General features: G+C 74.4%; 20 protein-coding genes and 3 tRNA genes. 7 read left to right on the forward strand and 16 right to left on the reverse strand.

Annotation, left to right across the window (positions count from 1 at the left end; all coding sequences use genetic code 11):
- The first annotated feature begins 46 nt into the window (after positions 1 to 46).
- Positions 47 to 2335, forward strand: a complete 2289-nt coding sequence (locus ABZS80_RS25905; RefSeq protein ID WP_355059770.1) for an RNA degradosome polyphosphate kinase — start codon at positions 47 to 49, stop codon at positions 2333 to 2335.
- Positions 2336 to 2375: 40 nt separating this feature from the next.
- Positions 2376 to 3257 (forward strand): NUDIX hydrolase, encoded by an 882-nt coding sequence (locus ABZS80_RS25910; RefSeq protein WP_151462653.1) that lies wholly within the window; start codon positions 2376 to 2378, stop codon positions 3255 to 3257.
- Between the two features lie 111 nt (positions 3258 to 3368).
- Here ABZS80_RS25910 and ABZS80_RS25915 read toward each other — a convergent pair whose 3' ends face one another.
- The 4 genes from ABZS80_RS25915 to leuC form a co-directional block, all read right to left on the reverse strand.
- The gene (locus tag ABZS80_RS25915) at positions 3369 to 5462 is read right to left on the reverse strand and encodes an endonuclease/exonuclease/phosphatase family protein (protein WP_355059772.1); all 2094 of its coding nucleotides are present in this window, start codon (positions 5460 to 5462) and stop codon (positions 3369 to 3371) included.
- A gap of 134 nt (positions 5463 to 5596) precedes the next feature.
- Positions 5597 to 6241: an HU family DNA-binding protein gene (locus tag ABZS80_RS25920; RefSeq protein WP_355059774.1), complete on the reverse strand. Its 645-nt coding sequence runs from the start codon at positions 6239 to 6241 to the stop codon at positions 5597 to 5599.
- A gap of 160 nt (positions 6242 to 6401) precedes the next feature.
- On the reverse strand, positions 6402 to 6989 hold the full coding sequence (gene leuD, locus ABZS80_RS25925; protein WP_355059776.1) for a 3-isopropylmalate dehydratase small subunit: 588 nt from the start codon (positions 6987 to 6989) through the stop codon (positions 6402 to 6404).
- A 15-nt stretch (positions 6990 to 7004) separates the two neighbouring features.
- Entirely contained in the window at positions 7005 to 8447 is a 1443-nt protein-coding gene (gene leuC / locus ABZS80_RS25930; protein WP_355059778.1) for a 3-isopropylmalate dehydratase large subunit, read from the reverse strand.
- Between the two features lie 49 nt (positions 8448 to 8496).
- Here leuC and ABZS80_RS25935 point away from each other — a divergent pair, with 49 nt between their 5' ends.
- Positions 8497 to 9183 carry an IclR family transcriptional regulator gene (locus ABZS80_RS25935; RefSeq protein WP_013284529.1) on the forward strand — a complete coding sequence of 229 codons (687 nt, stop codon included), beginning with the start codon at positions 8497 to 8499 and terminating at the stop codon, positions 9181 to 9183.
- A 200-nt stretch (positions 9184 to 9383) separates the two neighbouring features.
- On the opposite strand, the gene ABZS80_RS25940 is transcribed toward ABZS80_RS25935, so the two are convergent.
- From ABZS80_RS25940 to ABZS80_RS25955, 4 genes are all read right to left on the reverse strand, one after another.
- Positions 9384 to 9459: transfer RNA gene (locus tag ABZS80_RS25940), tRNA-Glu, on the reverse strand.
- A gap of 154 nt (positions 9460 to 9613) precedes the next feature.
- A tRNA-Glu gene (locus ABZS80_RS25945) sits at positions 9614 to 9686 on the reverse strand.
- A gap of 136 nt (positions 9687 to 9822) precedes the next feature.
- Positions 9823 to 9894, reverse strand: a tRNA-Gln gene (locus ABZS80_RS25950).
- A gap of 106 nt (positions 9895 to 10000) precedes the next feature.
- Positions 10001 to 10804, reverse strand: a complete 804-nt coding sequence (locus ABZS80_RS25955) for a fumarylacetoacetate hydrolase family protein (RefSeq protein WP_355059780.1) — start codon at positions 10802 to 10804, stop codon at positions 10001 to 10003.
- Positions 10805 to 10973: 169 nt separating this feature from the next.
- Here ABZS80_RS25955 and ABZS80_RS25960 point away from each other — a divergent pair, with 169 nt between their 5' ends.
- Entirely contained in the window at positions 10974 to 12338 is a 1365-nt protein-coding gene (locus tag ABZS80_RS25960; protein ID WP_355059782.1) for a hypothetical protein, read from the forward strand.
- 34 nt (positions 12339 to 12372) lie between these two features.
- Positions 12373 to 13257 carry a 3-methyladenine DNA glycosylase gene (locus ABZS80_RS25965; RefSeq protein WP_355059784.1) on the forward strand — a complete coding sequence of 295 codons (885 nt, stop codon included), beginning with the start codon at positions 12373 to 12375 and terminating at the stop codon, positions 13255 to 13257.
- A 15-nt stretch (positions 13258 to 13272) separates the two neighbouring features.
- On the opposite strand, the gene ABZS80_RS25970 is transcribed toward ABZS80_RS25965, so the two are convergent.
- Positions 13273 to 13848, reverse strand: coding sequence for a GNAT family protein (locus ABZS80_RS25970; RefSeq protein ID WP_355059786.1), 576 nt, complete (start codon positions 13846 to 13848; stop codon positions 13273 to 13275).
- Between the two features lie 119 nt (positions 13849 to 13967).
- Here ABZS80_RS25970 and ABZS80_RS25975 point away from each other — a divergent pair, with 119 nt between their 5' ends.
- A complete protein-coding gene (locus ABZS80_RS25975) occupies positions 13968 to 16397 on the forward strand; it encodes a low temperature requirement protein A (protein ID WP_355059788.1) in 2430 nt (809 codons plus the stop codon).
- 13 nt (positions 16398 to 16410) lie between these two features.
- Here ABZS80_RS25975 and arfB read toward each other — a convergent pair whose 3' ends face one another.
- The 7 genes from arfB to ABZS80_RS26010 form a co-directional block, all read right to left on the reverse strand.
- Positions 16411 to 16836: an alternative ribosome rescue aminoacyl-tRNA hydrolase ArfB gene (arfB, locus tag ABZS80_RS25980; protein ID WP_355059790.1), complete on the reverse strand. Its 426-nt coding sequence runs from the start codon at positions 16834 to 16836 to the stop codon at positions 16411 to 16413.
- A gap of 9 nt (positions 16837 to 16845) precedes the next feature.
- Positions 16846 to 17154 carry a hypothetical protein gene (locus ABZS80_RS25985; RefSeq protein ID WP_151463507.1) on the reverse strand — a complete coding sequence of 103 codons (309 nt, stop codon included), beginning with the start codon at positions 17152 to 17154 and terminating at the stop codon, positions 16846 to 16848.
- A 114-nt stretch (positions 17155 to 17268) separates the two neighbouring features.
- Positions 17269 to 18129 carry a trypsin-like peptidase domain-containing protein gene (locus ABZS80_RS25990; RefSeq protein WP_355059792.1) on the reverse strand — a complete coding sequence of 287 codons (861 nt, stop codon included), beginning with the start codon at positions 18127 to 18129 and terminating at the stop codon, positions 17269 to 17271.
- Positions 18130 to 18173: 44 nt separating this feature from the next.
- Entirely contained in the window at positions 18174 to 19133 is a 960-nt protein-coding gene (locus ABZS80_RS25995; RefSeq protein WP_355059794.1) for a VWA domain-containing protein, read from the reverse strand.
- Positions 19130 to 20092, reverse strand: coding sequence for a DUF58 domain-containing protein (locus tag ABZS80_RS26000; RefSeq protein ID WP_355059838.1), 963 nt, complete (start codon positions 20090 to 20092; stop codon positions 19130 to 19132). Before ABZS80_RS26000 ends, ABZS80_RS25995 begins: the two co-directional genes overlap by 4 nt.
- 20 nt (positions 20093 to 20112) lie before the next feature.
- On the reverse strand, positions 20113 to 21162 hold the full coding sequence (locus ABZS80_RS26005; RefSeq protein ID WP_355059796.1) for a MoxR family ATPase: 1050 nt from the start codon (positions 21160 to 21162) through the stop codon (positions 20113 to 20115).
- Positions 21163 to 21357: 195 nt separating this feature from the next.
- The gene (locus ABZS80_RS26010; protein WP_355059798.1) at positions 21358 to 21894 is read right to left on the reverse strand and encodes a hypothetical protein; all 537 of its coding nucleotides are present in this window, start codon (positions 21892 to 21894) and stop codon (positions 21358 to 21360) included.
- Positions 21895 to 22234: 340 nt separating this feature from the next.
- On the opposite strand from ABZS80_RS26010, the gene ABZS80_RS26015 reads away from it, so the two are divergent.
- A complete protein-coding gene (locus ABZS80_RS26015; protein ID WP_355059800.1) occupies positions 22235 to 23227 on the forward strand; it encodes an endonuclease/exonuclease/phosphatase family protein in 993 nt (330 codons plus the stop codon).
- The last annotated feature ends 1 nt before the right edge of the window (position 23228 follow it).

Here is a 23228-nt window from a genome sequence, read left to right on the forward strand (position 1 = left end):
CCCGGAGTTCATTTTCCGTTCACCCTTGTCGGGGAATCATGAGGTGGTGAGCACCCCTCGCGAGCACCCCGACGGTCCCCGTAACCTCGTCGATCCCGGCGCGCCCCGCAACGGCGCGTCGACCCGCGGCGCCGACGGCCGGTTCCGCCGCGTCCGTCCGCCCGAGGAGAGCGTGAGCCCCGAGCCCGCGGCAGCGGCCTCCGCCGGGCTGGAGGAGTCCCTCGACCCGGTCGAGGGGCCGGGCCCGCAGGTGGAGCCGCCGGCGGCCCGGCCGCTGCCGGAGGACCGGTTCTTCAACCGTGAGCTCTCCTGGCTCGACTTCAACACCCGGGTGCTGGCGCTGGCCGAGGACCCCCGCACGCCGCTGCTGGAGCGGGCCAAGTTCCTGGCCATCTTCGCCAGCAACCTGGACGAGTTCTACATGGTGCGGGTGGCCGGGCTGAAGCGGCGGCTCTCCGCCGGCCTGCCGGTGCGCGGCGGCGACCGGCTGCCGCTGCGGACCCAGCTGGAGCTGATCGCCGAGAAGGCCGCCGACCTGGTCTCCCGGCACGCCGCCTGCTTCGTCGACGACGTGCTGCCGAAGCTGGCCGCCGAGGACATCCGGATCCTGCGCTGGAGCGACCTCGACGACGCCGAGCGGGAGCGGCTGCGCACCTGGTTCCGCGAGCACATCTTCCCGGTGCTCACCCCGCTCGCGGTGGACCCGGCGCACCCGTTCCCCTACATCTCCGGCCGGTCGCTGAACCTGGCCGTCTCGGTGCGCGACCCGGACGGCGGCTCCGAGCTGTTCGCCCGGGTGAAGGTGCCCAACAACGTGCCCCGGTTCGTCCGGGTGGCGCGCGACCAGCCGGGAGTGCGTTTCCTGCCGGTCGAGGACGTCATCTCGGTGCACCTCGGGCAGCTGTTCTCCGGCATGCAGGTGGTCGAGTGCCACCTGTTCCGGGTGACCCGCAACGCCGAGGTCGAGGTGGACGAGGACCGGGACGAGGACCTGCTCCAAGCCCTGGAACGGGAGCTGGCGCGGCGCCGGTTCGGCCCGCCGGTCCGGCTGGAGGTGGCCGCCTCCGTCTCCGACCACATGCTGGAGCTGCTCGTCCGCGAGCTGGACATGGACAGCCAGGACGTGCTCCGGGTCCGTGGCCTGCTCGACCTCTCCGCGCTGTGGCAGGTCTACGGCGAGGCCGACCGCCCGGACCTCAAGGACCCGCCGTTCGTGCCGGCCACCCACCCCCGGCTCGCCGAGGGTGAGGTGCCGCGCAGCGTCTTCGCCACCCTGCGGGACGGGGACGTGCTGGTGCACCACCCGTACCACTCGTTCGCGACCAGCGTGCAGCGCTTCGTCGAGCAGGCCGCCGCCGACCCGAACGTGCTGGCCATCAAGCAGACCCTCTACCGCACCAGCGGCGACTCCCCCATGGTCGACGCGCTGGTCGACGCGGCCGCCGCCGGCAAGCAGGTGGTGGTGCTCGTCGAGCTGAAGGCGCGCTTCGACGAGGTGGCCAACATCGGTTGGGCGCGCACCCTGGAGCGGGCCGGCTGCCACGTGGTCTACGGCCTGGTCGGCCTGAAGACCCACTGCAAGACCGCCCTGGTCGTCCGCCAGGAGGGCAACCAGATCCGCCGCTACTGCCACATCGGCACCGGCAACTACCACCCGAAGACCGCCCGGCTCTACGAGGACTTCGGCATGCTCACCGCCGACCCGGAGATCGGCGCCGACCTCACCGACCTGTTCAACGTGCTCACCGGCTACAGCCGGCAGACCGCGTACCGGCGGCTGCTGGTGGCCCCGCAGGGCATCCGCAGCGGCCTCGTCGAGCGGATCGAGCGGGAGATCGAGCACGTCCGGCTGGGCATGCCGGGGCTGGTGCAGTTCAAGGTGAACGCGCTGGTCGACGAGGAGATCACCGACGCGCTCTACCGGGCGTCCCGGGCCGGCGTGCACGTGGACCTGCTGATCCGGGGCATGTGCACGCTGCGGCCCGGCGTGCCCGGGCTGTCGGAGAACATCCGGGTCCGCTCGATCCTCGGCCGGTTCCTGGAACACTCGCGGATCTTCCGGTTCGGCAACAACGGCGACGCGGAGTTCTGGATGGGCTCGGCCGACCTCATGCACCGCAACCTGGACCGCCGGGTCGAGGCGCTCGTGCAGGTGAGCGACCCGGTGGCACGCGCCGAGCTGGACCACGTGCTGACCGCCGCGTTCAGCCCGGAGGTGGACGCCTTCGAACTGGCCCCGGACGGCACCTGGCAGCGGCGTACCGGCGGCGACGACAGGCCGCTGACCCACCTGCAGGACCTGCTCCTGCACCGGGTCGGCGGTAGGGCGGGCTGACCGGACCACGACCCGCTCGGAGCGGGCATACGGTGAGCGGATGACGGACGACGAGCCGGTGCGGATCCGGGCGGCGGGCGGGGTCGTCTGGCGCCCGGCCACCGGCGGCGTCGAGATCTGCCTGGTGCACCGCCCCCGGTACGGCGACTGGTCGCTGCCCAAGGGCAAGCTGGACGCCGGCGAACACCCGCTGCGGGCCGCCGTCCGCGAGGTCGCCGAGGAGACCGACGTCCGGGCCGTGCCGCAGGTGCGCCTGCCCACCGTCCACTACCGCAGCGAGGGCCGGCCGAAGACCGTCGACTACTGGTCGATGCGGGCCGCCGCGCAGGGCGGCTTCCAGCCGGACACCGAGGTCGACGAGGTGGCCTGGTTCCCCACCGACGAGGCGGCCCGCCGGGTCAGCTACCCGCACGACGCCGAGGTGATCGCCGCGTTCGCGGCGCTGCCGCCCGTCACCGCCACCGTGCTGCTCGTCCGGCACGCGCACGCCGGCAAGCGGGGCACCTGGACGGGCCCGGACACCGGCCGGGAGCTGGACGCCGAGGGCTGGGCCCAGGCGCAGGCGCTCGCGCCCCTGGTCGCCCTGGTCCGCCCGGCCCGCCTGGTCTCCGCCTCGGCCCGGCGCTGCGTGCAGACCCTCGCCCCGGCGGCCGCCCTGCTGGACCTGCCCGTCGAGGTGGTCGGCGACCTGGACGAGCCGCGCCCCGGCCAGCAGCCGGACGAGTGCGCCCTGGCCGCCGCCGCCCGGCTCACCGCGCTGGCACTGGACGGGGAACCGGTCGCGGTGTGCAGCCAGGGCAAGGTGATCCCGGGCGCGCTGGAACGGCTGACCGGCCGCTCCGACGACTACACCACCCCGAAGGGCGGCGGCTGGCTGCTCGCCTTCACCGGCGACCGCCTGCTCGCGGCCGACCGCCTGTAAGGAGGGGCCCCCTGTTAACGCCTTCGGTAGAGCAGGGGCCCCCTTCAAACACCACCCCGTGTGTGCAGGGCGAGTGTCGGAGGGCGCCTCGGCCGGACCGGCCGGGAGGGTTTACGGCAGGGTGAGGGTCACCGTGACCGGGAGGTGGTCGCTGGCGGTGCCGCGTGGGGCGGTCGCCTCGGACGGGGCGAGACCCGGTGTGACGAAGACGTGGTCGATCTGGGTGCGCGGGTCGTCGGCCGGGCTCGTGGGCAGCGGGCGGGCCGCGGCCAGCGCGTCGACCAGCCCGGCCCGGGTGAACTCGGCGAACGCGGCGTCGCCGGGCTCGGTGTTCAGGTCGCCGCCGAGCACCAGCGGGCGGCCGGCCGCGTACCGGGTGGCGAAGGCGGCCACCTCGCCGGCCTGGGCCACCGGGCCCTCCCCCGGCGGCGGTTGCAGGTGCGTGGCGACCACGGCGAGTTCCCGGCCGCCGAGGTCGAGCGTGACGCCGAGCGCCTGCGCCCCGGTCGGGGCCCCGTGCGCCGCGAGGGGCCGGGTCCGGCCGGCCCGCACCGGGAAGCGGCTCAGCACGGCGTCACCCCACACCGGGTCGGCGGCGGGCGCGAAGACGTACGGCATCCGCAGCCGCCCGGCCAGCAGGGCGAGGGTGTCGTGGCCGCCGTTGAGCAACCAACCGCGGTCCACCTCGCTGAGCAGCACGACATCGGGCCGGCTGCCCTCCACCGCCCGGGTCAGCGCGTCCAGGTCGAGCCGCCCGTCCAGCCCGAACCCCATCCGGATGTTGTACGCCACCACCCGCACCGCCGCGGGTGGTGTCGCAGGCGGGTTCGGCGCCGGAGCGGGGCGGTGGATCCCGCCGCCCACGGCAGTCAGCAGCATCGCCCCGAGGACCGTCCACACCGGCACGGGCGGGCGCAACGGGGGTGCGGCGAACGGCGGGGCGACCACGGCCAGGGCGGCGACGGCGAGCGCCGCCAGCACCGGCACCCACCCGTTCGGGTATCCGAGGTCGTAGGCGGCGTAGTAGGCCACCGCGCCCACCGCGAACCCCAGCATTCCGCCGACGACGGCGAACCCGCGCCTGCCGGACACACGACGGGCCGGGGCGTTCCCGTCTTCGGGGACGCCGTCGACGAGGGCGAGGCAGCCACCGAGACCGGCGGCGGTGAGCAGGACCGCCGGTGCCAGCCAGCCCGCCCGGTCGGTGGCGAACAGTCCGGCCCCGACGACCAGCGCCGCCGGCCAGAGCAGCCGGGCCACCGGCCGGCGCGGCCGGAGCAGCACCGCCAGCAGGAAGAGGCCGATCGCCACCTCGGGCACCGCCGCGAGGTGTGCCGGTGGCAGCCCCAGACCGGGCAGGTCCGCCGACCCGTGCCGGTACGAGGCGGCCGAGTCCCACACCGCCGGTGCGAGCGCCAGCTGACCGGCCAGCAGCAGCACCGGGCCCACCAGCAGCCAGGCGGCCGGGCCGGCTTCGCCGCGCGGCCCCGACGCGGAAAGGCCGCTACCGGAGCGGACGGCGGGACGGACCGAGACGGCAGACCCAGCCGAGACGGCGGACCCGGCCGAGACGGCGGACCCGGCCGAGGCGACAGATCCGGCCGAGACGGCAGACCCGGCCGAGACGGCAGGATCAGGAGCTTCGGCGGAGTCACCTGACGGGGCCGTCGTCCGTGGTGAGAGGCGGAGCCAGGCCGGCGTGGAGGCCGCCTGGGCGGCCAGGAAGGCGCCGACGAGCAGGACGCTCACCGTCCAGCCGCGCATGCCGCCCCGCCAGACCAGGTCCTCGGTGCCGAGCAAGGCGTGCCCGACGGCGGCCCCGGCCAGGCCGAACGCCAGGCCCGGCACCGGCCGGGCGACCGTCGCGGCGGTCGCGGCGAGCCAGACCAGGCCGGCGAGCAGGCCGGCGCCGGCCAGCCAGAGCTGGAGCCGGCCGCCGGGCGCGGCGGTCAGGGCGAGCCGGGCGGCGGCCAGCAGCCCGGCCGCGACCACGCCCACCGGGCGCGGACCGAGCCGGCGGACCAGGACGGGCGCGGCGAGGGCGAGGACGAACCAGCCGAGGGCGAAGGCGCCGAGGAGTTCGGCCGGTGTCTCGGCCGCCCGGCCGAAGATGGTGATGATCGACGGCAGCCACACCCGCAGCACGTCGAGCAGGACGACGACGCCCAGGGCGAGCGCGGTGGTGGGGAGGTGACGGTGGCGCACGGGCGCCCCTCTTCTCGTGACCGACGGGGGTTTTCGGCACGAGGATTCTCCGGGCCCGCGGGACGGCGGGTCAACGCGTACCCACGAAAAAGGGCGCCCACCGCGGACGGTGGGCGCCCTTCGGGCGGTGCGGGTCAGCGCCGGCTGGCGGCCTTCTTGGCCGGTGCCTTCTTGGCCGGTGCCTTCTTGGCCGGTGCCTTCTTGGCGGCGGTGCTCTTGGCAGCCGTCGTCTTCTTGGCGGCGGTGGTCTTCTTGGCCGCGGTCGTCTTCGCCGCGGTGGTCTTCTTCGCCGTGGTCGTCTTGGTTGCGGCCTTCTTCGCGGGCGCGGCCTTCTTGGTCGCGGCGGTGGTCTTGGTGGCCTTCGCCGCCGTGGTCTTCTTGGCGGCGCCCGCCGCCGTGGTCTTCTTCGCGGCGGTCGCCTTGGCCCCGGTCGCCTTCGCGCCCGTGGTCTTCGCGGCGGCGGCCGAGGTGGTCTTCTTGGCGGCGGTGGTGGACTTCGGCACCTTGCCGCTGGCCACCATCTCCTTGAAGCCCGCGCCCGCTCGGAACGTCGGGACGGAGGTCTTCTTGACCTTCACCGCCTCGCCGGTCCGCGGGTTGCGCGCTGTTCGGGCCCCCCGGATGCGCTTTTCGAACGCTCCGAAACCGGTGATCGCCACCTTCTCGCCCTTGGTGACCGCCGCCTGGACCTCAGTGAGGACCGCCTCGAGCGCGGCCGTCGCCGTCTTCCGGTCCCCCAGGCGAACGGCGAGCGCCTCGATGAGCTCGGCCTTGTTCACAACTTCCTCCCGATTGTGCAACTGACTCGTCGCGAGCCATTCTGCGCGCACGGTATGCCCTGTGCTGCCTGGACACAAACATTCGATGGAAAAAAGCCCTTGTGTCGTAACGGATTCGCCCCCACCGGCCGGGCCGGTGGGGGCGAAAAGCTATCTGTGGTCAGGCGACCGAGGGCAGGAACGGTGGCCGGGCGGTCTCGTAGGCGCTGATCTCGGCCTCGTGCCGGAGGGTGAGTCCAATGTCGTCCAAGCCCTCCATGAGCCGCCAACGGCTGTGATCGTCGAGCGGGAACGCCCAGGTGGCGTCGCCGGCGTGGACCTGGCGGGCGGCGAGGTCGACCGTGATCGGGGTGGTCGGCTCGGATTCCACGAGGTCCCACAGTTCTTCCACGGCTTTCAATTCCAACTCGACCGGAAGGAGCCCTTCCTTGAGCGCGTTGCCGCGGAAGATGTCGCCGAAGCGGGGCGCGATCACGGCCCGGAAGCCCCAGTCCCGCAGCGCCCAGACGGCGTGCTCCCGGGAAGATCCGGTGCCGAACTCGGGGCCGGCGATCAGAATCGACGCACCCGAATGGACGGGATCGTTGAGAACGAATGACGGATCTTCCCGCCACGCGCTGAACAGACCGTCCGCGAATCCGGTCCGGGTCACCCGCTTGAGGTACACGGCGGGGATGATCTGATCGGTGTCCACGTTGGACCGCCGCAGGGGCACGGCGGTGCCGGTGTGCGCGGTGAACTTGTCCATCTCTCGGCTGCCCTTCTACAGGTCGGCGGGGGCGGCCAGCCGGCCGACCACGGCGGTGGCGGCGGCGACCGGCGGGGATACCAGGTGCGTACGCCCGCCCCGGCCCTGGCGGCCCTCGAAGTTGCGGTTGGAGGTCGAGGCGGAGCGCTCGCCCGGCTTCAACGTGTCGGGGTTCATGCCCAGGCACATGGAGCAGCCGGCGAAGCGCCACTCGGCGCCGGCGTCGGCGAAGACCTTGTCCAGCCCCTCCGCCTCGGCGGCCTCGCGCACCGCGGCCGAACCGGGCACCACCAGCATGCGTACGCCGTCGGCGACCTTGTGCCCGCGCAGCACGTCGGCGGCGGCGCGCAGATCCTCCAGCCGGCCGTTGGTGCAGGAGCCGACGAAGACCACGTCGACGGCCAGATCACGCAGCGCGGTGCCGGGCGCGAGGTCCATGTATTCCAGGGCCCGGCGCGCGGCGACCCGCTCGGGTTCGGTGACGAACTCCTCCGGGTCCGGCACGGCCGCGCCCAGGGGCACACCCTGGCCGGGGTTGGTGCCCCAGGTCACGAACGGCGTGATCCGGCCGGCGTCCAGGGTGACCTCGGTGTCGAAGGTCGCGCCCTCGTCGGTGGGCAGCGTCCGCCAGTGGGCCACCGCCGCGTCCCAGTCGGCCCCCTGCGGCGCGTGGGGCCGCCCCTTGAGGTACGCGAACGCGGTCTCGTCCGGCGCGATCATGCCGGCCTTGGCGCCCCACTCGATCGACATGTTGGCGATGGTCATCCGGCCCTCCATGGAGAGGTTCCGGATGGCCTCGCCCCGGTATTCCACGATGTGACCGCGCCCGCCGCCCGTGCCCACCTGGGCGATCAGGGCGAGCACCAGGTCCTTGGCGGTGACCCCCGGGGCGAGCTGGCCGGTGACGTTCACGGCCATGGTCCGCGGGCGCGCCTGCGGCAGCGTCTGGGTGGCCAGCACGTGCTCGACCTCACTCGTGCCGATGCCGAAGGCGAGCGCACCGAACGCGCCGTGGGTGGCGGTGTGCGAGTCGCCGCAGACGATCGTCATGCCCGGCTGCGTGAGGCCGAGCTGGGGGCCGATGACGTGCACGATGCCCTGGTTCTCGTCGCCCAGCGGGTGCAGCCGCACGCCGAACTCGGCGCAGTTGCGGCGCAGCGTCTCGATCTGGGTGCGGGAGGTGGGGTCCGCGATCGTGAGCAGGTCGCCGCGCCGGGAGCGGAACGCCGGGTCGTCGTACCCGGTCGGGGTGTTGTGGTCCTCGGTCGCGACCGTCAGGTCCGTGCGGCGGACCCGGCGGCCGGCCAGGCGCAGCCCGTCGAACGCCTGCGGGCTGGTGACCTCGTGGAGCAGGTGCAGGTCGATGAAGAGCAGGTCCGGCTCACCGGCGGCGGAGCGGACGACGTGCGCGTCCCAGACCTTCTCGGCCAGGGTCCTCGGTTGAGTGACTCCCACCATCTGGACATCCTAAATTCTGGGAGGTAAATTTCGGCTTGTGGGACACAGTATGAGCGGTGTCGGCGTTCTCGACAAGGCGGTGGTCATCCTGGCCGCCTGCGTCGACGGCGCCAGCCTGGCCGAACTCGTTGAACGCACCAAGCTGCCCCGGGCCACCGCGCACCGGCTGGCACAGGCGCTGGAGATCCACCGGATGCTGGTCCGGGACACCCAGGGCCGCTGGCGCCCGGGCCCCCGGCTCGGCGAGCTGGCGAACGCCGCGCCGGACGTGCTGCTGACCGCGGCCGAGCCGCTGCTCGCCGCGCTGCGCGACGCCACCGGGGAGAGCGCCCAGCTCTACCTGCGCCGCGCCGACGAGCGGATCTGCGTGGCCGCGGCCGAGCGGGCCAGCGGCCTGCGGGACACCGTGCCGGTCGGCTCGGTGCTGCCCATGACGGCCGGGTCGGCGGCGCAGATCCTGCTCGCCTGGGAGCCGCCCGAGGCGGTCATGCCGCTGCTGCCCCGGTCGAAGTTCACCGGGCGCACCCTCGCCGAGGTGCGCCGCCGCGGCTGGGCGCAGAGCGTCGCCGAGCGGGAGGCCGGTGTGGCGAGCGTCTCGGCCCCGATCCGCGACCGCACCGGCCGCGTCATCGCCGCGATCAGCATCTCCGGGCCGATCGAGCGCCTGGGCCGCCGCCCCGGCGAACGCCACGCCATGGCCGTGGTCCGCGCCGGCCAACGCCTCTCCGGCCTCTAACCCCCCGCACCCCCTCCCCCTCCCACCCCTGTCCCGTGTTGATCAAGAAGTTTGCGTCACGTTCCGACCTGGATCCGACGCAAACTTCTTGATCAACGCCGGCGGGCGGCGGGGGGGCGGGGCCGGGGTTGGGGCAGGGGACGCGGGGTGGTTCGGGAACGGCGAACGGCCCGTCTCGTGGGAGACGGGCCGTTCGCGACTGGTAGCCCCGACCGGATTCGAACCGGCGCTACCGCCTTGAGAGGGCGGCGTCCTGGGCCGCTAGACGACGGGGCCAGGCACTTTCCTGCTTCCACCGCCCTCGCGAGCGGTGCGGCAGTAGTCTAGCGGCACCACGTCCGGCCCGCGGCGAGGGGGTCTGGCCGGCGGGGACGAGGGCGAGCACACGAAACAGCCCGCCCCACGAGGTGGGACGGGCTGTCGGCGCTTGTAGCCCCGACCGGATTCGAACCGGCGCTACCGCCTTGAGAGGGCGGCGTCCTGGGCCGCTAGACGACGGGGCCAGAACTTCATGCTTCCGCGCCCTCGCGGGCGGGAAGCTGCACTCTATCAGAGATCATCTGCCGCCCCTCTCGCGAGGAGCGGAGCGGAGCTCCGCCAGAATCCAGCGTCCGGGATTCTCGCGAATCCGCGGCTGCGCTGGGGTACCAGGACTCGAACCTAGACTAACTGAACCAGAATCAGTCGGGCTGCCAATTACCCCATACCCCATTGGCCCCTTGCGGCGCCAGGAACGAACTTTACCCTCCCGGTGCCGACAGGCCAAATCCAACCCCTCGAACCCGCCCTCAACTGCGGAAACGAGGCGTCGGACGCGTCAGGCGACCGGGACCACCGGGTTGGTGAGTTCGCCGATCCCCTCGATCCGCACGGTGACCGTATCCCCGTCGGTGAGCGGGCTAACCCCGGCCGGCGTGCCGGTCAGCACCACGTCACCGGGGAGCAACGTCATGACGTGGGAGATGTACGACACGAGGGCCGGCACGTCGAAGACCATGTCCTTCGTGCGGCCGAGCTGGCGTACCTCCATCTCCTCGGAGTTGCGGCCCACCTCGCAGCGGACCTCCAGGTCGGTGACGTCCAGCCCGGTGGTGATCCACGGCCCGATGGGGCAGAACGAGTCGAAGCCCTTGGCCCGGGTCCACTGCCCGTCGGAGCGCTGGAGGTCCCGCGCCGTGACGTCGTTGGCGCAGGTGTAGCCGAAGATGGCCCGCTCGGCGGCGGCCCGGTCGGCCCGGCGCGCGCCCGGGGCGCCGATCACGACGGCCAGTTCGGCCTCGTGCTCGACCTGCTTCGAGAAGATCGGCAACCGGATGGCGTCCCGGGGGCCGATCACCGAGGTGGACGGCTTGAGGAAGAGCAGCGGCTCCTTGGGCACCTCGCTGCCGTGCTCGGCGGCGTGTTCGGCGTAGTTGCGGCCGACGCAGACCACCTTGCTCGGCAGGATCGGCGAGAGCAGTCGGACGTCGGAGAGCGCCCAGCGGGCGCCGGAGAACTGGATCTGCCCGAACGGGTGGCCCTCGATCTGGGCGATGGTCAGGCCCTGCGGCCCGGCCTCCGACTCGCCCTCGACGACCCCGAACGACATTCCCTTGGCATGAGCGAAACGAGCGATACGCACCCGGCCAATCTATCCCCGCCGACCGGCCCGGCCACGCCGGACGCGGCCACCGGCTCCGGCGGGGGGCGCGCCAGGGTACGCCGGCCCGCGCCGGCCGGGGCGGGATTGCGGACTTCGTACCCGCCCGGCGGGCCCGGGCCCATAGCTTCGGGGCCGGAGGTGCGTTCGTATGCCTGCATCGAGACGACACCACAGGACCCTGGCAGTGCTCGTGAACTGCCTCGGCATCATCGCCGCCGCGCCGGCGCTGCCCGGGGCGGCGCCCCGGGCGGTGGCCGCGCCGCCCCAACCGGTGGCTCCGCCGGCCGCGGCGGCCCGGGCCACCCCGATCCCGACCGGGATGCCGGCGGCGCCACCGGCGATGCCGACCACCAAGGCGGCGCCGATCCAGCTGCACACGCCACCGGTCAGCGTGGCGGTGGCGGCGGCCGGCACCCCGGCGCCGGGCTACCGGATCCAGGTCCGCAACGGCGGCCCCACACCCGTCGAGACGACCGTCCGACAGGAGCTGCCCGCCGGATCCCGGGCGACCGCGGTGACCGGTGGGGGCCGGGCCACCCGCCCGGCCGGGTCGGCCACCGCCAACGAGGTGACCTGGCGGCTACGGCTGCCGGCGCGGAGCACCACCACGCTGAACACCGCGCTGAGCGCGACCGCCCCGGGCCGGCCGGTGACCGCGCCGACCTGCGCCTACGGCACCGACGGCACCCGGCCGTACGACTGCGCCACGGCGACCTGGACGGGCGCGGCCGCGGCTCCGGCGGCGCAGGTGACCGCGGCGCCGGCCTGGCGCCGCCCGCCGGTGCTGCTGGCCGCGCTGGCCGCGCTCCTGGTCCTGACCGGGGGTGTGCTGTGGTGGGCGTGGCGGCGGCGCGGGGGGCCCGGCCCGGCCCCGGCGGCCACCGGCGCCCCGCCGGTCGCCGGCGGCGTGGGCGGCCCGGCGGACCGGGGCACGGTCTACCCGCGCCCGGCGATGCCCGCCACCGCCGGCCGCCGCCGCCGACCGCCGATCTGGATGGTGGTCGGGATCGCGGCGGCGGTGCTGGCCGGCGTGGTCGGCGCGGCGGCGTGGACGGCCACCCAGCGGGTGGCCGCCATGGACACCACCAAGCAGCCGACCAGCGGCGCCTGGGTGGGCAACAGCGTGACCGGGGTGGTCGGCGTCCCGCTGCGCGAGACCGCGTTCGAGTTCACCGTCTACCGGCTGGCCTGCGGCACGGGAACGCTGCCGGCGGCACCGGCGGGCGGCCGGCAGTGTCTGGCCACTGTCGGGGTGCGCAACCTCACCGCCGGCGAGCAGACCTGGCACGGGCAGTTGCAACGGGCGTATCTGCCCGGGGGCAACTGGGTGGCCACCGACGAGAACGCCACCCGGGTGGCGAACCTCGGCCGGGACGTCTTCGCCCAGCCGGTCGCCGCGGGCTCCCGGGTGCTGCTGCCGCTGGTGTTCACGGTGCACGGCGACGATCCGCCGAAGCAGTTGGAGCTGCGCAGCGGCGTCTTCTCCGCCGGCGTGCGGGTGGACGTGCGGTGACCGGGGGCCGGGCGGCGGTCGTACCCTGGGGTCCGTGACCGCCGCCCTCGCCCCCGCCACCGCGCTCGACGCGGCCGACTGGCAGGCCCGGCGGCGCGCCCACGAGGAGCGGGTCGACGCCTGGCTGGCGCCGCACTTGGCCCGCCGCCGCGCCGGGGTGCGGCACCCGGTGGAGGACTTCCTCTTCACCTACTACTCGCACCGGCCGGCCCAGCTGCGCCGCTGGCACCCCGGCGCCGGCGTGGCGCTGCGCGACGCGGACCCGGCCGCGTTCGGCCGGGACTACGGCGCCACCTCCGCGGGGGTCACCCTCGACACCGAGGGGGTACGCGCGCGGCGCGCCGAGTCGATCTCCTGGATCCGTACGCTGCTCGCGGCGACCGCCGGCCGCCCGGCCCACCTCGGCTGCTTCGGGATGCACGAGTGGGCGATGGTCTACCGGCAGACCCAGGACGAGGTGCGGCACAACGCGTGGCCGCTGCGGCTCAGCCCGGCGGCCACCGCGGCGGTGGTCGAGGAGCGCGGCGTGCGGTGCAGCCACTTCGACGCGTTCCGGTTCTTCACGGCGCCGGCCCGGCCGCTCAACGTGCTCACACCGACCCGGGAGAGCCAGCACGCGCTGGAGCAGCCGGGCTGCCTGCACGCCAACATGGACCTCTACAAGTGGGCGTACAAGCTGTCCCCGCTGGTGCCGTCCGAGCTGGTGGCGGACGCCTTCGCGCTGGCCCGGGAGATCCGCACGCTGGACATGCGGGCCAGCCCGTACGACCTGGCCGACCTCGGCCACCCGCCGGTGCGGGTGGAGACCCCGGAGGGCCGGGCCGAGTACGCCGCCGCCCAGCGGGGGTTCGCGGAGCGGGCCGCCGGGCTGCGGGGCCGGCTGCTGGCCGCCCTCGACGGGGCGGAGCGGCCGGCCTGACCGGGCCCGCCGGAGTCAGCCGGCCGGGTGGCCCCGGTGCGCGGCCCACTCCGGGGCGAGGATCGACATCACGGTGGCGTCCACCCAGCCGTCGCCGTCGCGGAGCACCTGCCGCAGCGTGCCCTCGGCCACGAAACCGACCTTCTCGTAGACCCGGCGGGCGCGGGGGTTGAAGGCGAACACCTCCAGCCCGATCCGGTGCAGGCCGAGCTGCTCGAAGCCGTAGCCGACGATGAGCCGGACCGCCTCGGTGCCCAGCCCCCGGTTCCGACCGGCGGGGCCGATGAGGGTGCGGAAGTTGCAGCTGCGGTTGTGCCGGTCCCACTCGTTGAGGACGACCTCGCCCACGCAGGCCCCGGCCGCCCGGTCCACCACGGCCAGGTCGAGCCGGTCCGGCTGGCTGTTGCGGGTGCCGTACCAGGCCCGCAGCCGGGCCGGTTCGAGCCCCTCCCCCGGCGGGCTGCCGGTGAGCCGGGCCACCTCCGGGTCGGCCAGGATCGCCTCGAAGGCCGTGAGGTCGTCGTCGACGAACGGGCGCAGCAGGGCGCGGTGGCCGGTGAGGGTGGGTTTGACGGAGAAATCGCTCGGCACCCGGCGCATTCTGGGCGACGGCGCGGTGGGCCCTCAAACCGTTTTCCGCGTCGCGCGGGTGCGAGGGTGATTGGGACGGATCTCCGGTCGGGGCCCCGCCCGGTTGGCACAGTGAGGTGGTGGGCGGCGTCGGTCGGATCCAGCTGGCCGGCGACGCGGGCGGCGTCAGCCGGCTGGAGCTCTTCCTCGACCTGATCTTCGTCTTCGCGTTCCTCAACGTCACCGGGGTGACCGCCGAGCAGCTCAACCCGGCCGGGCTGCCGCGCGGCCTGCTGCTGCTCGTGCTGCTCTGGTGGTGCTGGGCGCCGTTCGCGTGGCTGGGCAGCACCGTCCGGTGGGACCGCGGGGTCATGCCGGTGGTGATGTTCGGGCTCAGCGCCACCCTGTTCGTGATGGGCCTGACGGTGCGTGAGGCGTTCCTCGACCGGCCCGGCGGGCTCTCCGGGCCGGTTGTCTTCGCCCTGGGCTACCTGGTCGTGCGCGGCACCGCGCTGGCCGTCGCCGCGCTGGCCCAGGCCGGGGAGCCGGGTCCCCGCCGGCTGGCGCTGCGGGCCTGGCCGCCGGCGTTGGCCGGCGCGCTGTTCCTGCTCGCCGCCGCGCTGGTCCCGGACCACGTGCCGGACGGCGTGGCCGGCGAGTGGGTCCGTTTCGCGCTGGTGGGCTGCGCCATCGCCGCCGAGTACGGCGGGGCGGTCCTGGTCCCCGCGGACCGGTGGCGGATCGGCTCGATCCCGTACTGGGCGGAGCGGCACGCCCTGATCATCCTGATCGGGTTCGGTGAGACGATCATCTCGGTGGGGCTGAGCCAGGGGGTGGCGGCGACCCAACCGCTGACCCCGGGGGTGCTGGTCGGGGCGCTGCTCGCGGTGGCGCTGGCCGGCGCGCTGTGGTGGACGTACTTCGACGTGGCCCGGTTCGCGGCCGAGCAGGCGATGGAGCGGGCCGTCGGCACGCGGCGCGCGCTGCTCGGCCGCGACGCGTACAGCTTCCTGCACCTGCCGATGATGACCGGGCTGATCCTGGTGGCGCTCGGCATGAAGAAGGTGCTCGGCGAGCTGCGGGTGGACAGCGACGGGGCGAGTTCGGCGCTCACGCTGCTGGTGCTCCACGGCGGGGTGGTGCTCTACCTGCTGGGGCTGGTGCTGTTCGAGGTGCGGACGCTGCGCATCCTGGGCCGGTCCCCGGTGCTCGGCATCGTGCTGGTGGCCGGGCTGGCGCCCCTCGCCCCGCGCCTGCCGGCACTGGCCGAACTGGCCCTGCTGGCCTTGGCGGTCGGCGCGACCGCGCTGGCCGACGTGACCGTGTTCCGGCGCCGGCACCGCCGGCTGCACGCGATGATCGGCCCGACGCAGGCGCACGCCGGGGTCACCCCGAAGGAACTCTTCTTCGACCTGGTCTTCGTCTACGCGTTCCTCCAGGTGGCCGCCCTGATGGCCGACGACCCGACGTGGACCGGGCTGGCGCGCGGGCTGCTGGTGCTCGCCGTGCTCTGGCAGGCCTGGTGCGCGTACGCCTGGCTGGCGGCCGAGGTCCGCTCGGAGAGCCCGGTGGTCCGCCTGGTTATGGTGCTGGTGGTGGCGCTCACCGCGCTGATCACGCTGGCCAGCCCGCAGGCGATCGACGACTCGCGCGGCGGCCTGCCGGGGCCGCTGGTCTTCGTCGCCTGCTACGCGGCCATCCGGCTGCTGCACCTGGCCTCGTTCGGGCTGGTGGCGTGGCAGGAGCCGGGATGGCGTACGCCGCCGCTGCGGGCCGCCGCGCCGACCCTGGTGTCGCTCGGCCTGATGCTTGTCGCCGCGCTGCTGCCGCTGCCGGTCGGCGACGTCCGCCAGTTCTCCCCACCGCGGGTCGGGCTGTGGCTGCTCGCCATCGCGGTCGACCTGGTCGGGAACGCCCGGGTGGGTCTGCGCCACCTCAGCGTGCGCTCGGCGGAGCACTGGGCCGACCGGCACAGTCTGATCATCATCATCGGGCTCGGGGAGGCGGTGATCTCGATGGGCAGCGCCGTGGTCTACACACCGGTCTCGGCCCGGATCGTGGTGGCGGCCTTCCTCGGCACCGCCCTGCTGGCCGCCCTGTGGTGGGTCTACTTCGGCTGGGACAGCACGGAGGGGGAACGGGTGCTGGCGGCCGCCGACCTCCGCACCCGGACCCGGCTGGCCCGCGACGCGTACACGTGGCTGCACCTGCCGATGGTGGCGGGGATCGTGCTGGTCTCGCTCGGCCTGCGCAAGACCATGTCGGTGCTGGGCAGCCGGGGTTTCTTCGAGTTCGGGCCGCCGCCGTATCCACTGGCGCACGCCGCGCTCTTCGGCGGGGTGCTGCTCTACCTGTCGGGCGTCCAGGCGTTCCGGTGGCGGACGACCGGACGCTGGCGTCCGGCCCGGCTGGTGCAGGCCCTGGTGGTGGCGGCGCTGCTGCCGCTGACCGCCGGGATGTCGGCGCTGCTCGCGCTGGCCCTGCTGGCCGCGGTCTGCCTGGCCCTCACGGCCTTCGAGGTGCTCCGCGACCACGAGCGGGCCACCACCGGGGCGGTGCCGTCGCGCTGACCCCGTGGGCCGGTCAGTCGCCGTCGACCCGGCGGTCGCGCTTGCGCTGGGACTGCCGCTTCTTGTCGGCCAGCCGGCGCTCCTTGGCCCTCCGGGAGGGGCGGGTGGGGCGGCGCGGCTTCGGCGGGGGCGCCACCGCCTCGCGCAGCAGGGCGGCCATCCGCTCGCGGGCCGCCTCCCGGTTGGCCAGCTGCGCCCGGTGCTCGCTGGCCGCCACGGTCAGCACCCCGTCGACCAGCCGGCCGGCGAGCCGGTCCAGGGCGCGGGCGCGCAGCGACTCGGGCACGCTCGGCGACCCGGCCAGGTCGAAGCTCAGCTCCACCCGCGAGTCGGTCGTGTTCACGCCCTGACCACCCGGGCCGGACGAGCGGGAGAAGCGTTCCCGCAGCTCGGCGTCGGGCACCACGAGCCGGTCGGTCACCCGCAGTCCGTCGTCCACGCTCCGAGGCTAACGTCCTCCGCGGTGGCCCGGGGTGGCGGTCACGGTCGGGGTCGGGGTGGGCGCCGGGCCCGCCCGTTCGTGGTCCGACCCGGCCGCCGCGTACGCCGCCGCCCCGACCAGCAGCAGCGCGATCACCCCGATCTTGGTGACCACCCCACGGATCGCCGTCCAGGCGGTGCGCCGGGCGCCCGGGACGCTGGTCCGGATCGTCTGATAGTCCTTCCAACCCCGCTGAGCGCGGGCGTACGACGCGCCGACACCGGCGCCGATGACCAGGCCCACCAGGAGGAGGGCCGCGATGACAGCTTGCTCCACCCACGCCAGTATCCATACTCAGCGTAATATTTCCATGGCCCGATGGTCCCACGCCGGATATCCGACAGTTGCTAATCCCCCGCGTGACGGCCCTGCCCAGGGCCGCCGGGCCGGTCAGCCGCCGCGGCCGATGATGGTGTCGGCGGTCTGCTGGACCTGGTCGATCGGGATGGCGAACCCGATGCCGATCGAACCGTTGCCGTCGATGGTGGCGATGGCCGTGTTCACCCCGACCACCTCGCCGCGCGCGTTGACCAGCGGCCCACCCGAGTTGCCGGGGTTGATGGAGGCGTCGGTCTGCACCGCGGTGTGCCGGCCGGTGCCGATGCGGACCTGCCGGTTGAGCGCGCTGACGATACCGGCCGTGACGGTGCCGGCCAGGCCGAGCGGGGAGCCGACTGCCAGCACCGGCTCGCCCACCCGGGTCGAGTTCGGCTTCGCCAGCGGCAGCGCCGACAACCGGGCCGACGCCGGGACCTTCAGCACCGCCAGGTCGCTGCCCGGCTCCCGCCCCACCACCTCGGCGGTGAACCGGCGCCCGTCGGAGGTCTCGACCGTCACCGGCCCGGACCCGCCCCGGGACAGGATGTGGTCGTTGGTCACGATGTGCTGCTCGTTGTCGATGGCGAAGCCGGAGCCGCTGGCCGACGCGCCGGACGACCCGCCGACCATCACCGAGACCACCCCGGGGACCGTCTTCTCGGCGGCGGTGACCAGCTCCGCCGGCACCGGGGCGGCGGCCGCGGCCGACGGGCCGGGCGCGTCCCGGTCGGCGGCCCAGGTGCCGGCCGCCGCCCCGGAGACGGTGGAGAGGGCCACCACCGCCGCCGCGCTCAGCAGCCGGCGACGCCAGCCGCGCCGCGCGGCCTCCCGCTCGGAACCGGGTACGTCCCAGCGCCCGCGTCCGTCCGGGTCCAGCTCCGGCGAGACGAACCAGGGGCCGCGTGGCTCGCCGAGTCCGGTCTGCACTGCCATACCTGGGCTCCTCACGTGTCGTGCGTCGTCCGGTCCTTGCGGGGTCAGGGCAGCCGGGAGAACCACCGCAGCGATCCGGCGGCGGCCCCCATGGCGAAGACCAGCCCGAGGCCGATGAAGCGGGCCGAGATGTCCTGCCGTTCGTTGCGGTAACCCACCGACGTGCCGATGTCCTCGTAGACGGCGCGCAGCTCGGCGCTGGTGGACGCCTCGTGGAAGCCGCCCCCGGTCTCCTCGGCGACCGCCTTGAGGGTCTGCCCGTCGACGGGCACCTGGATGGCCCGCCCACCCCGGTCGACGGAGCCGGACGGCGTGCCGAACGAGATGGTGTGCACCGGCACCTTGGCCGCCACGGCCTGGCCGGCCGCCTCCAGCGGGTCCATGCCGGACGTGTTCGCCCCGTCGGAGAGGATGATGATCCGGGCCGGCGGCGGGTCCTTCGCGGCCTTGGCGTCCAGGCTCTTGACCGCGCCCAGCGAGGTGCTGATGGCCTCCCCGATGGCGGTGCCCTGCACCCCGGTGATGCCCTCGGCGAGCCGCTCGACCCCCTCGTCCAGGGCGTCGCGGTCGGTGCTCGGCGGCACCAGCACCGCCGCGCTGCCGGCGAACGCGACGAGTCCCACGTTGAACTCGTCCGGCAGTCCGTCGACGAACCGGCGGGCGGCCTCCTTGGCGGCGGTCAGCCGGTCCGGATCGACGTCGCCGGCCAGCATCGAGGTGGAGACGTCCACCGCCACCATCACGGTGGCCCGTTCCCGGGGCACCCGCACCTCGGCGTTGGGTCGGGCGAAGCCGACGACCAGCAGCGCGAGCATGGCGAGGAAGAGCCCCGCCGGGACGTGCCGGCGCCAGGCCGGCCGCTGCGGGGCGACCCGGTCCAGCAGCCGCAGGTTGGTGAAGCGCACCGCGTACCGGCTCTGCCGGCGCTGCATGGCCAGGTAGCCGACGACCAGCGCGGCGACGCCGAGCAGGAGCCAGAGGCGAGCGGGCGACTGCCAGGTCACGCCGCACCTCGCCGGGCCGCTGCGGGCGCGGCCGTGAGCCGGCGCTGGGCGTGCACGTGCCGGACGATGTCCGCACTCCAGTCCCGGTCGGTACGCAGCGCCAGGTGCGTCGCGCCCGACCGGCGCAGCGCGTCCCGCACCTGGTCGCGCTGGGCGGCGGCGGCCTGGGCGTACCGCTCGCGCAGGGCCGGGTCCCCGGTCCACACCTCGCGGCGGCGGCCGGTCTCCGGGTCGACCAGGGTGACCAGCCCGACGTCGGGCAGCTCCAGCTCGCGCGGATCGGTCACCTCGACCGCCAGCACCTGGTGCCGGACGGCCAGCCGGCGCAGCACGGCCTCCCAGGCCGGGGCGCCGTCCGGGTCGTCGGGCAGCCCGTCGAGGAAGTCGGAGACGACCACCACGAGCCCGCGCCGGGTGGCCATCCGCTGGAGCCCGTCGAGCCCGTCGTGCAGGCCCGGCGTCTCCGGGTGCCCGTCGGTGCGCGGCGCGCCCAGCAGGGCGCGGAGCAGCCCGAGCAGGTGGGTACGCCCGCCGCGGGCCGGGAACCGGCGGATCCCGTCCGGGGTGAGCACCTGGCCGCCGAGGCGGTTGCCGACGCCGGCGGTGAGGAAGCCGACCGCCGCCACGGCGGCCACCGCCAGCTCCCGTTTGTCCAGGGTGGCCGTGCCGTACTCCATGCTGGGGCTGGCGTCGACCAGCAGCCAGGTGGTCAGCTCGCGGTCGGCGTCGACCTCGCGTACGTGCGGGACGGTGGTGCGCGCGGTCACCGCCCAGTCCATCCGGCGGACCTCGTCCTCCCCGGGGCGGTACTCGCGGCTGCCGGCCGCCTCGCTGCCGGGCCCGGGCAGCAGGCCGCGGTACTGGCCGTGCAGCAGCCCGTCGAGCCGCCGGGTGACGGTCAGTTCGAGCCGGCGCAGCCGCTGGTCGGGGGCCAGGTCGGCAAGTACCGGGTCGGGCATGGTGGGCGCGTCCCGGCGTCTCATGCCGCCGCCAGGTCGGCCGCCGCCTCCGGGTGCCCGGTGACCACCCGGGGCGGCGGCACCGCCTCGACCAGCCGGCGGACCAGGGTCTCGGCGGCGACCCCGTCGGCCACCGCGTCGAAGGAGAGCACCAGCCGGTGGGCCAGCACGTCCACCGCGAGGTCCCGGACGTCCTCCGGGAGCACGTGGTCGCGGCCGTGGATCAGCGCCTGGGCCCTCGCCGCCGCCACCAGGCCGAGGGTGGCCCGTGGGCTCGCCCCGTACGCCAGCAGCGGCGCGATCTCGGGCAGCCCGAACCGTCCCGGATCCCGGGTGGCGAGGATGAGCCGGACCACGTACTCGGCGAGGGCGTGGTGGACGAAGACGTCGGCGGCGCGCCGCTGGAGTTCGCGCAGCCGGGCCGCGTCGAGCACCGGGCGGGCGGTCGGCCGCTCGGTGCTCATCCGGTAGAGGATGGCCAGTTCGTCGGCGTCGCTCGGGTAGTCGACGACGACCTTCATGAGGAAGCGGTCGCGCTGCGCCTCGGGGAGCTGGTAGACCCCCTCCGACTCGATGGGGTTCTGGGTGGCCAGCACCAGGAACGGGTCGGGGACCGGCCAGCTCCGGCCGCCGATGGTGACCTGCCGCTCGGCCATCGCCTCGAGCAGCGCCGACTGCACCTTGGCCGGGGCCCGGTTGATCTCGTCGGCGAGCACCAGGTTGGCCATGATCGGGCCCAGCTCCACGTCGAACGCCTCGGTGGAGGCCCGGTAGATGCGGGTGCCGACGATGTCGGAGGGGACCAGGTCGGGGGTGAACTGGATCCGGGAGAAGGTGCCGCCGACCACGGTGGCGAGGGTCTGCGCCGCGAGGGTCTTGGCCACCCCCGGCACGCCCTCCAGCAGGCAGTGGCCGTCGGCGATCAGGGCGGTGAGCAGGCGATCGACGAGTCGATCCTGCCCGACGATCACGCGTTTGACCTCGAAGAGGGTCTGTTCCAGCTCGACGCCGCTCGCGTCGGCATCGACCGGGCTGGGCACGCTGGCCAGGGTGTCCGAGATGTCCGTCACGGTGCTTGCTTCCCGTGCCGGCGTGGGGACAAACGTCGGATTATCGGCCCCTGGGCGGTCCTTCCGGGGCCGGATCGGGACGACTCCCCCGGCCGGTCCGCAACGGCGCGAGCGGGGCCGGGCCGGGGCAGACCGGATCAGGCGACCACGACAGCAGGCCCCCGCCGTGGGGGCGGGGGCCGCTGCCGGCGGGGGTCAGTTGGCGATGAGCAGGTGGAACGGCCGGTCCGCGTACCCGCCGCTGGAGCTGCGGGTCTGGACGAAGACCGCGTTCGGGATCAGGTAGCGGGGCGCGACCGCGACCTCGCCCGCGGGCGGGACGTTCGCCGCGTCGTTGGTGCCGATCGTGGCGTGCAGGCCCTTGAGGTTGACGGCGTAGTCGAGCGTCACCTGGTACTGGCCGGCGAACTGTCCCGGCACGGACGAGGAGAACTTCTTGGCGCTCACGACGTTGGCCGAGTGCTGGAGCAGGGTCCCGTTGCTGCTGACCACCGCCCAGGCGACGAGCCCGGGCGTCGGCGCGGCGAGGGTGGCGTTGAGCGCGGCCTTCGCGGACCGGGTCTCCGCGGCGGTCACCGGCGGCTGCTGCCCGGCCTGGCGCGCGCCGGGCTGGGCCTCGGCCGGGGCCTTCGCCGCCGGGTGGGCGGCGGCAGCGATGCCCCCGCCGGCCAGGGTGAGGGACAGCGCGGCGAGGGCCACCACCGTCGCCTTGCGCTTGAGGAATGTGGCCATGACAGATCTCCCTTTTGTGACCGTGGGTGATACGGCCGACCCGCGGCTTGCGCGGGACGGATGGATGCGGCACGGGAGCCAGGCGCAGAACAATTGCGGACCATCGGGGGGTCCACGTCGAAGCGCACCGTTAAAGTCGAGTTGCACCTGGCCTTGAGCTGGGCTTACTACGGAGAGTCGCGACGTCTCGACCAGGTGGAACCTAGCATCGGAAAATGCGGCCGGTCAATAGCTCACATTTCCGTGGCGGCGCCTGAAAAATGCTTTCGATAATTGTGAGAAGTGAGCGTCGGACCATTCACGAAAATGCCCCGTTGTGCCGGCGGGTAGCGTGACGGCCATGATCACGACGAGTGGGCCGGGACGGGCCGGCGGCCGAGCGGCGCGATTCGCCACGATCGCCTGCTGGCTTGCGGTCGTGCCGGTGGCGGCCTGGGCGGCGCTCCGGCTGGCCGGGCTGGAACGGGGGCCGCTGGTGCAGGCGGTCGCCTTCACGCCGTACGTCGCCGCCGCCGCGCTCGCCCCGGTGGTGCTGGCGCTCGCCCTGCGACGCCGCGCGCCCGCGGTGGTCGCGGCCCTCGCCGCCCTGGCGCTGGTCGCCGCGGTGGCGCCGCGGGCAGTCCGCGACGACCGTCCCACGGCGGGCGGGCCGGTGCTCCGGCTGCTCACCGCCAACCTGCTCAAGGGCGGCGCCGACCCGGCGCGGCTGGTCGAGCTGGTCCGGGCGCACCGGGTGGACGTGCTGACCGTGCAGGAGTTCACCCCGGAGATCGCCGCCGAGCTGGACCGGCTCGGGCTGGCCACCCTGCTGCCCTACCGGGTGCTGAACCCCGAGGTCGGCACCACCGGGTCCGGGCTCTACGCGCGCCACCCGCTCAGCGGCACCGGCTGGCGGCGCAACGAGGGCTTCCAGTTCACGCAGGCGTACGGGACGGTGGCCGTGCCGGGTGCGGCACCGCTGCGGGTGGAGTCGGCGCACCCGGCCGCCCCGTACGCCGTCGACGTGGTGCCGGACTGGTGGACCGACCTGCGGGCCCAGCCGCCGGCCACCCCGCGGGGCGGGTTGAGCGTCCTGGCCGGCGACTTCAACGCCACCCTCGACCACGCGCCGCTGCGCGACCTGATCGACACCGGCTACGTCGACGCCGCCGACGCGGCGGGCGCCGGGCTCTCCGGCACCTGGGGCCCCTACGACGGCGACCCGATCCCGCCGGTCACCATCGACCACGTGCTGGTCGACCGCCGTATCGAGGTACGCGCGGTCAGCGTGCACGGCGTGCCGGGCAGCGACCACCGCGCCGTGCTGGCCGAGCTGCGGCTGCCCGCCGGGTGAG

The organism is Micromonospora sp. NPDC005305 (assembly GCF_040607315.1).
Classification (GTDB): domain Bacteria; phylum Actinomycetota; class Actinomycetes; order Mycobacteriales; family Micromonosporaceae; genus Micromonospora.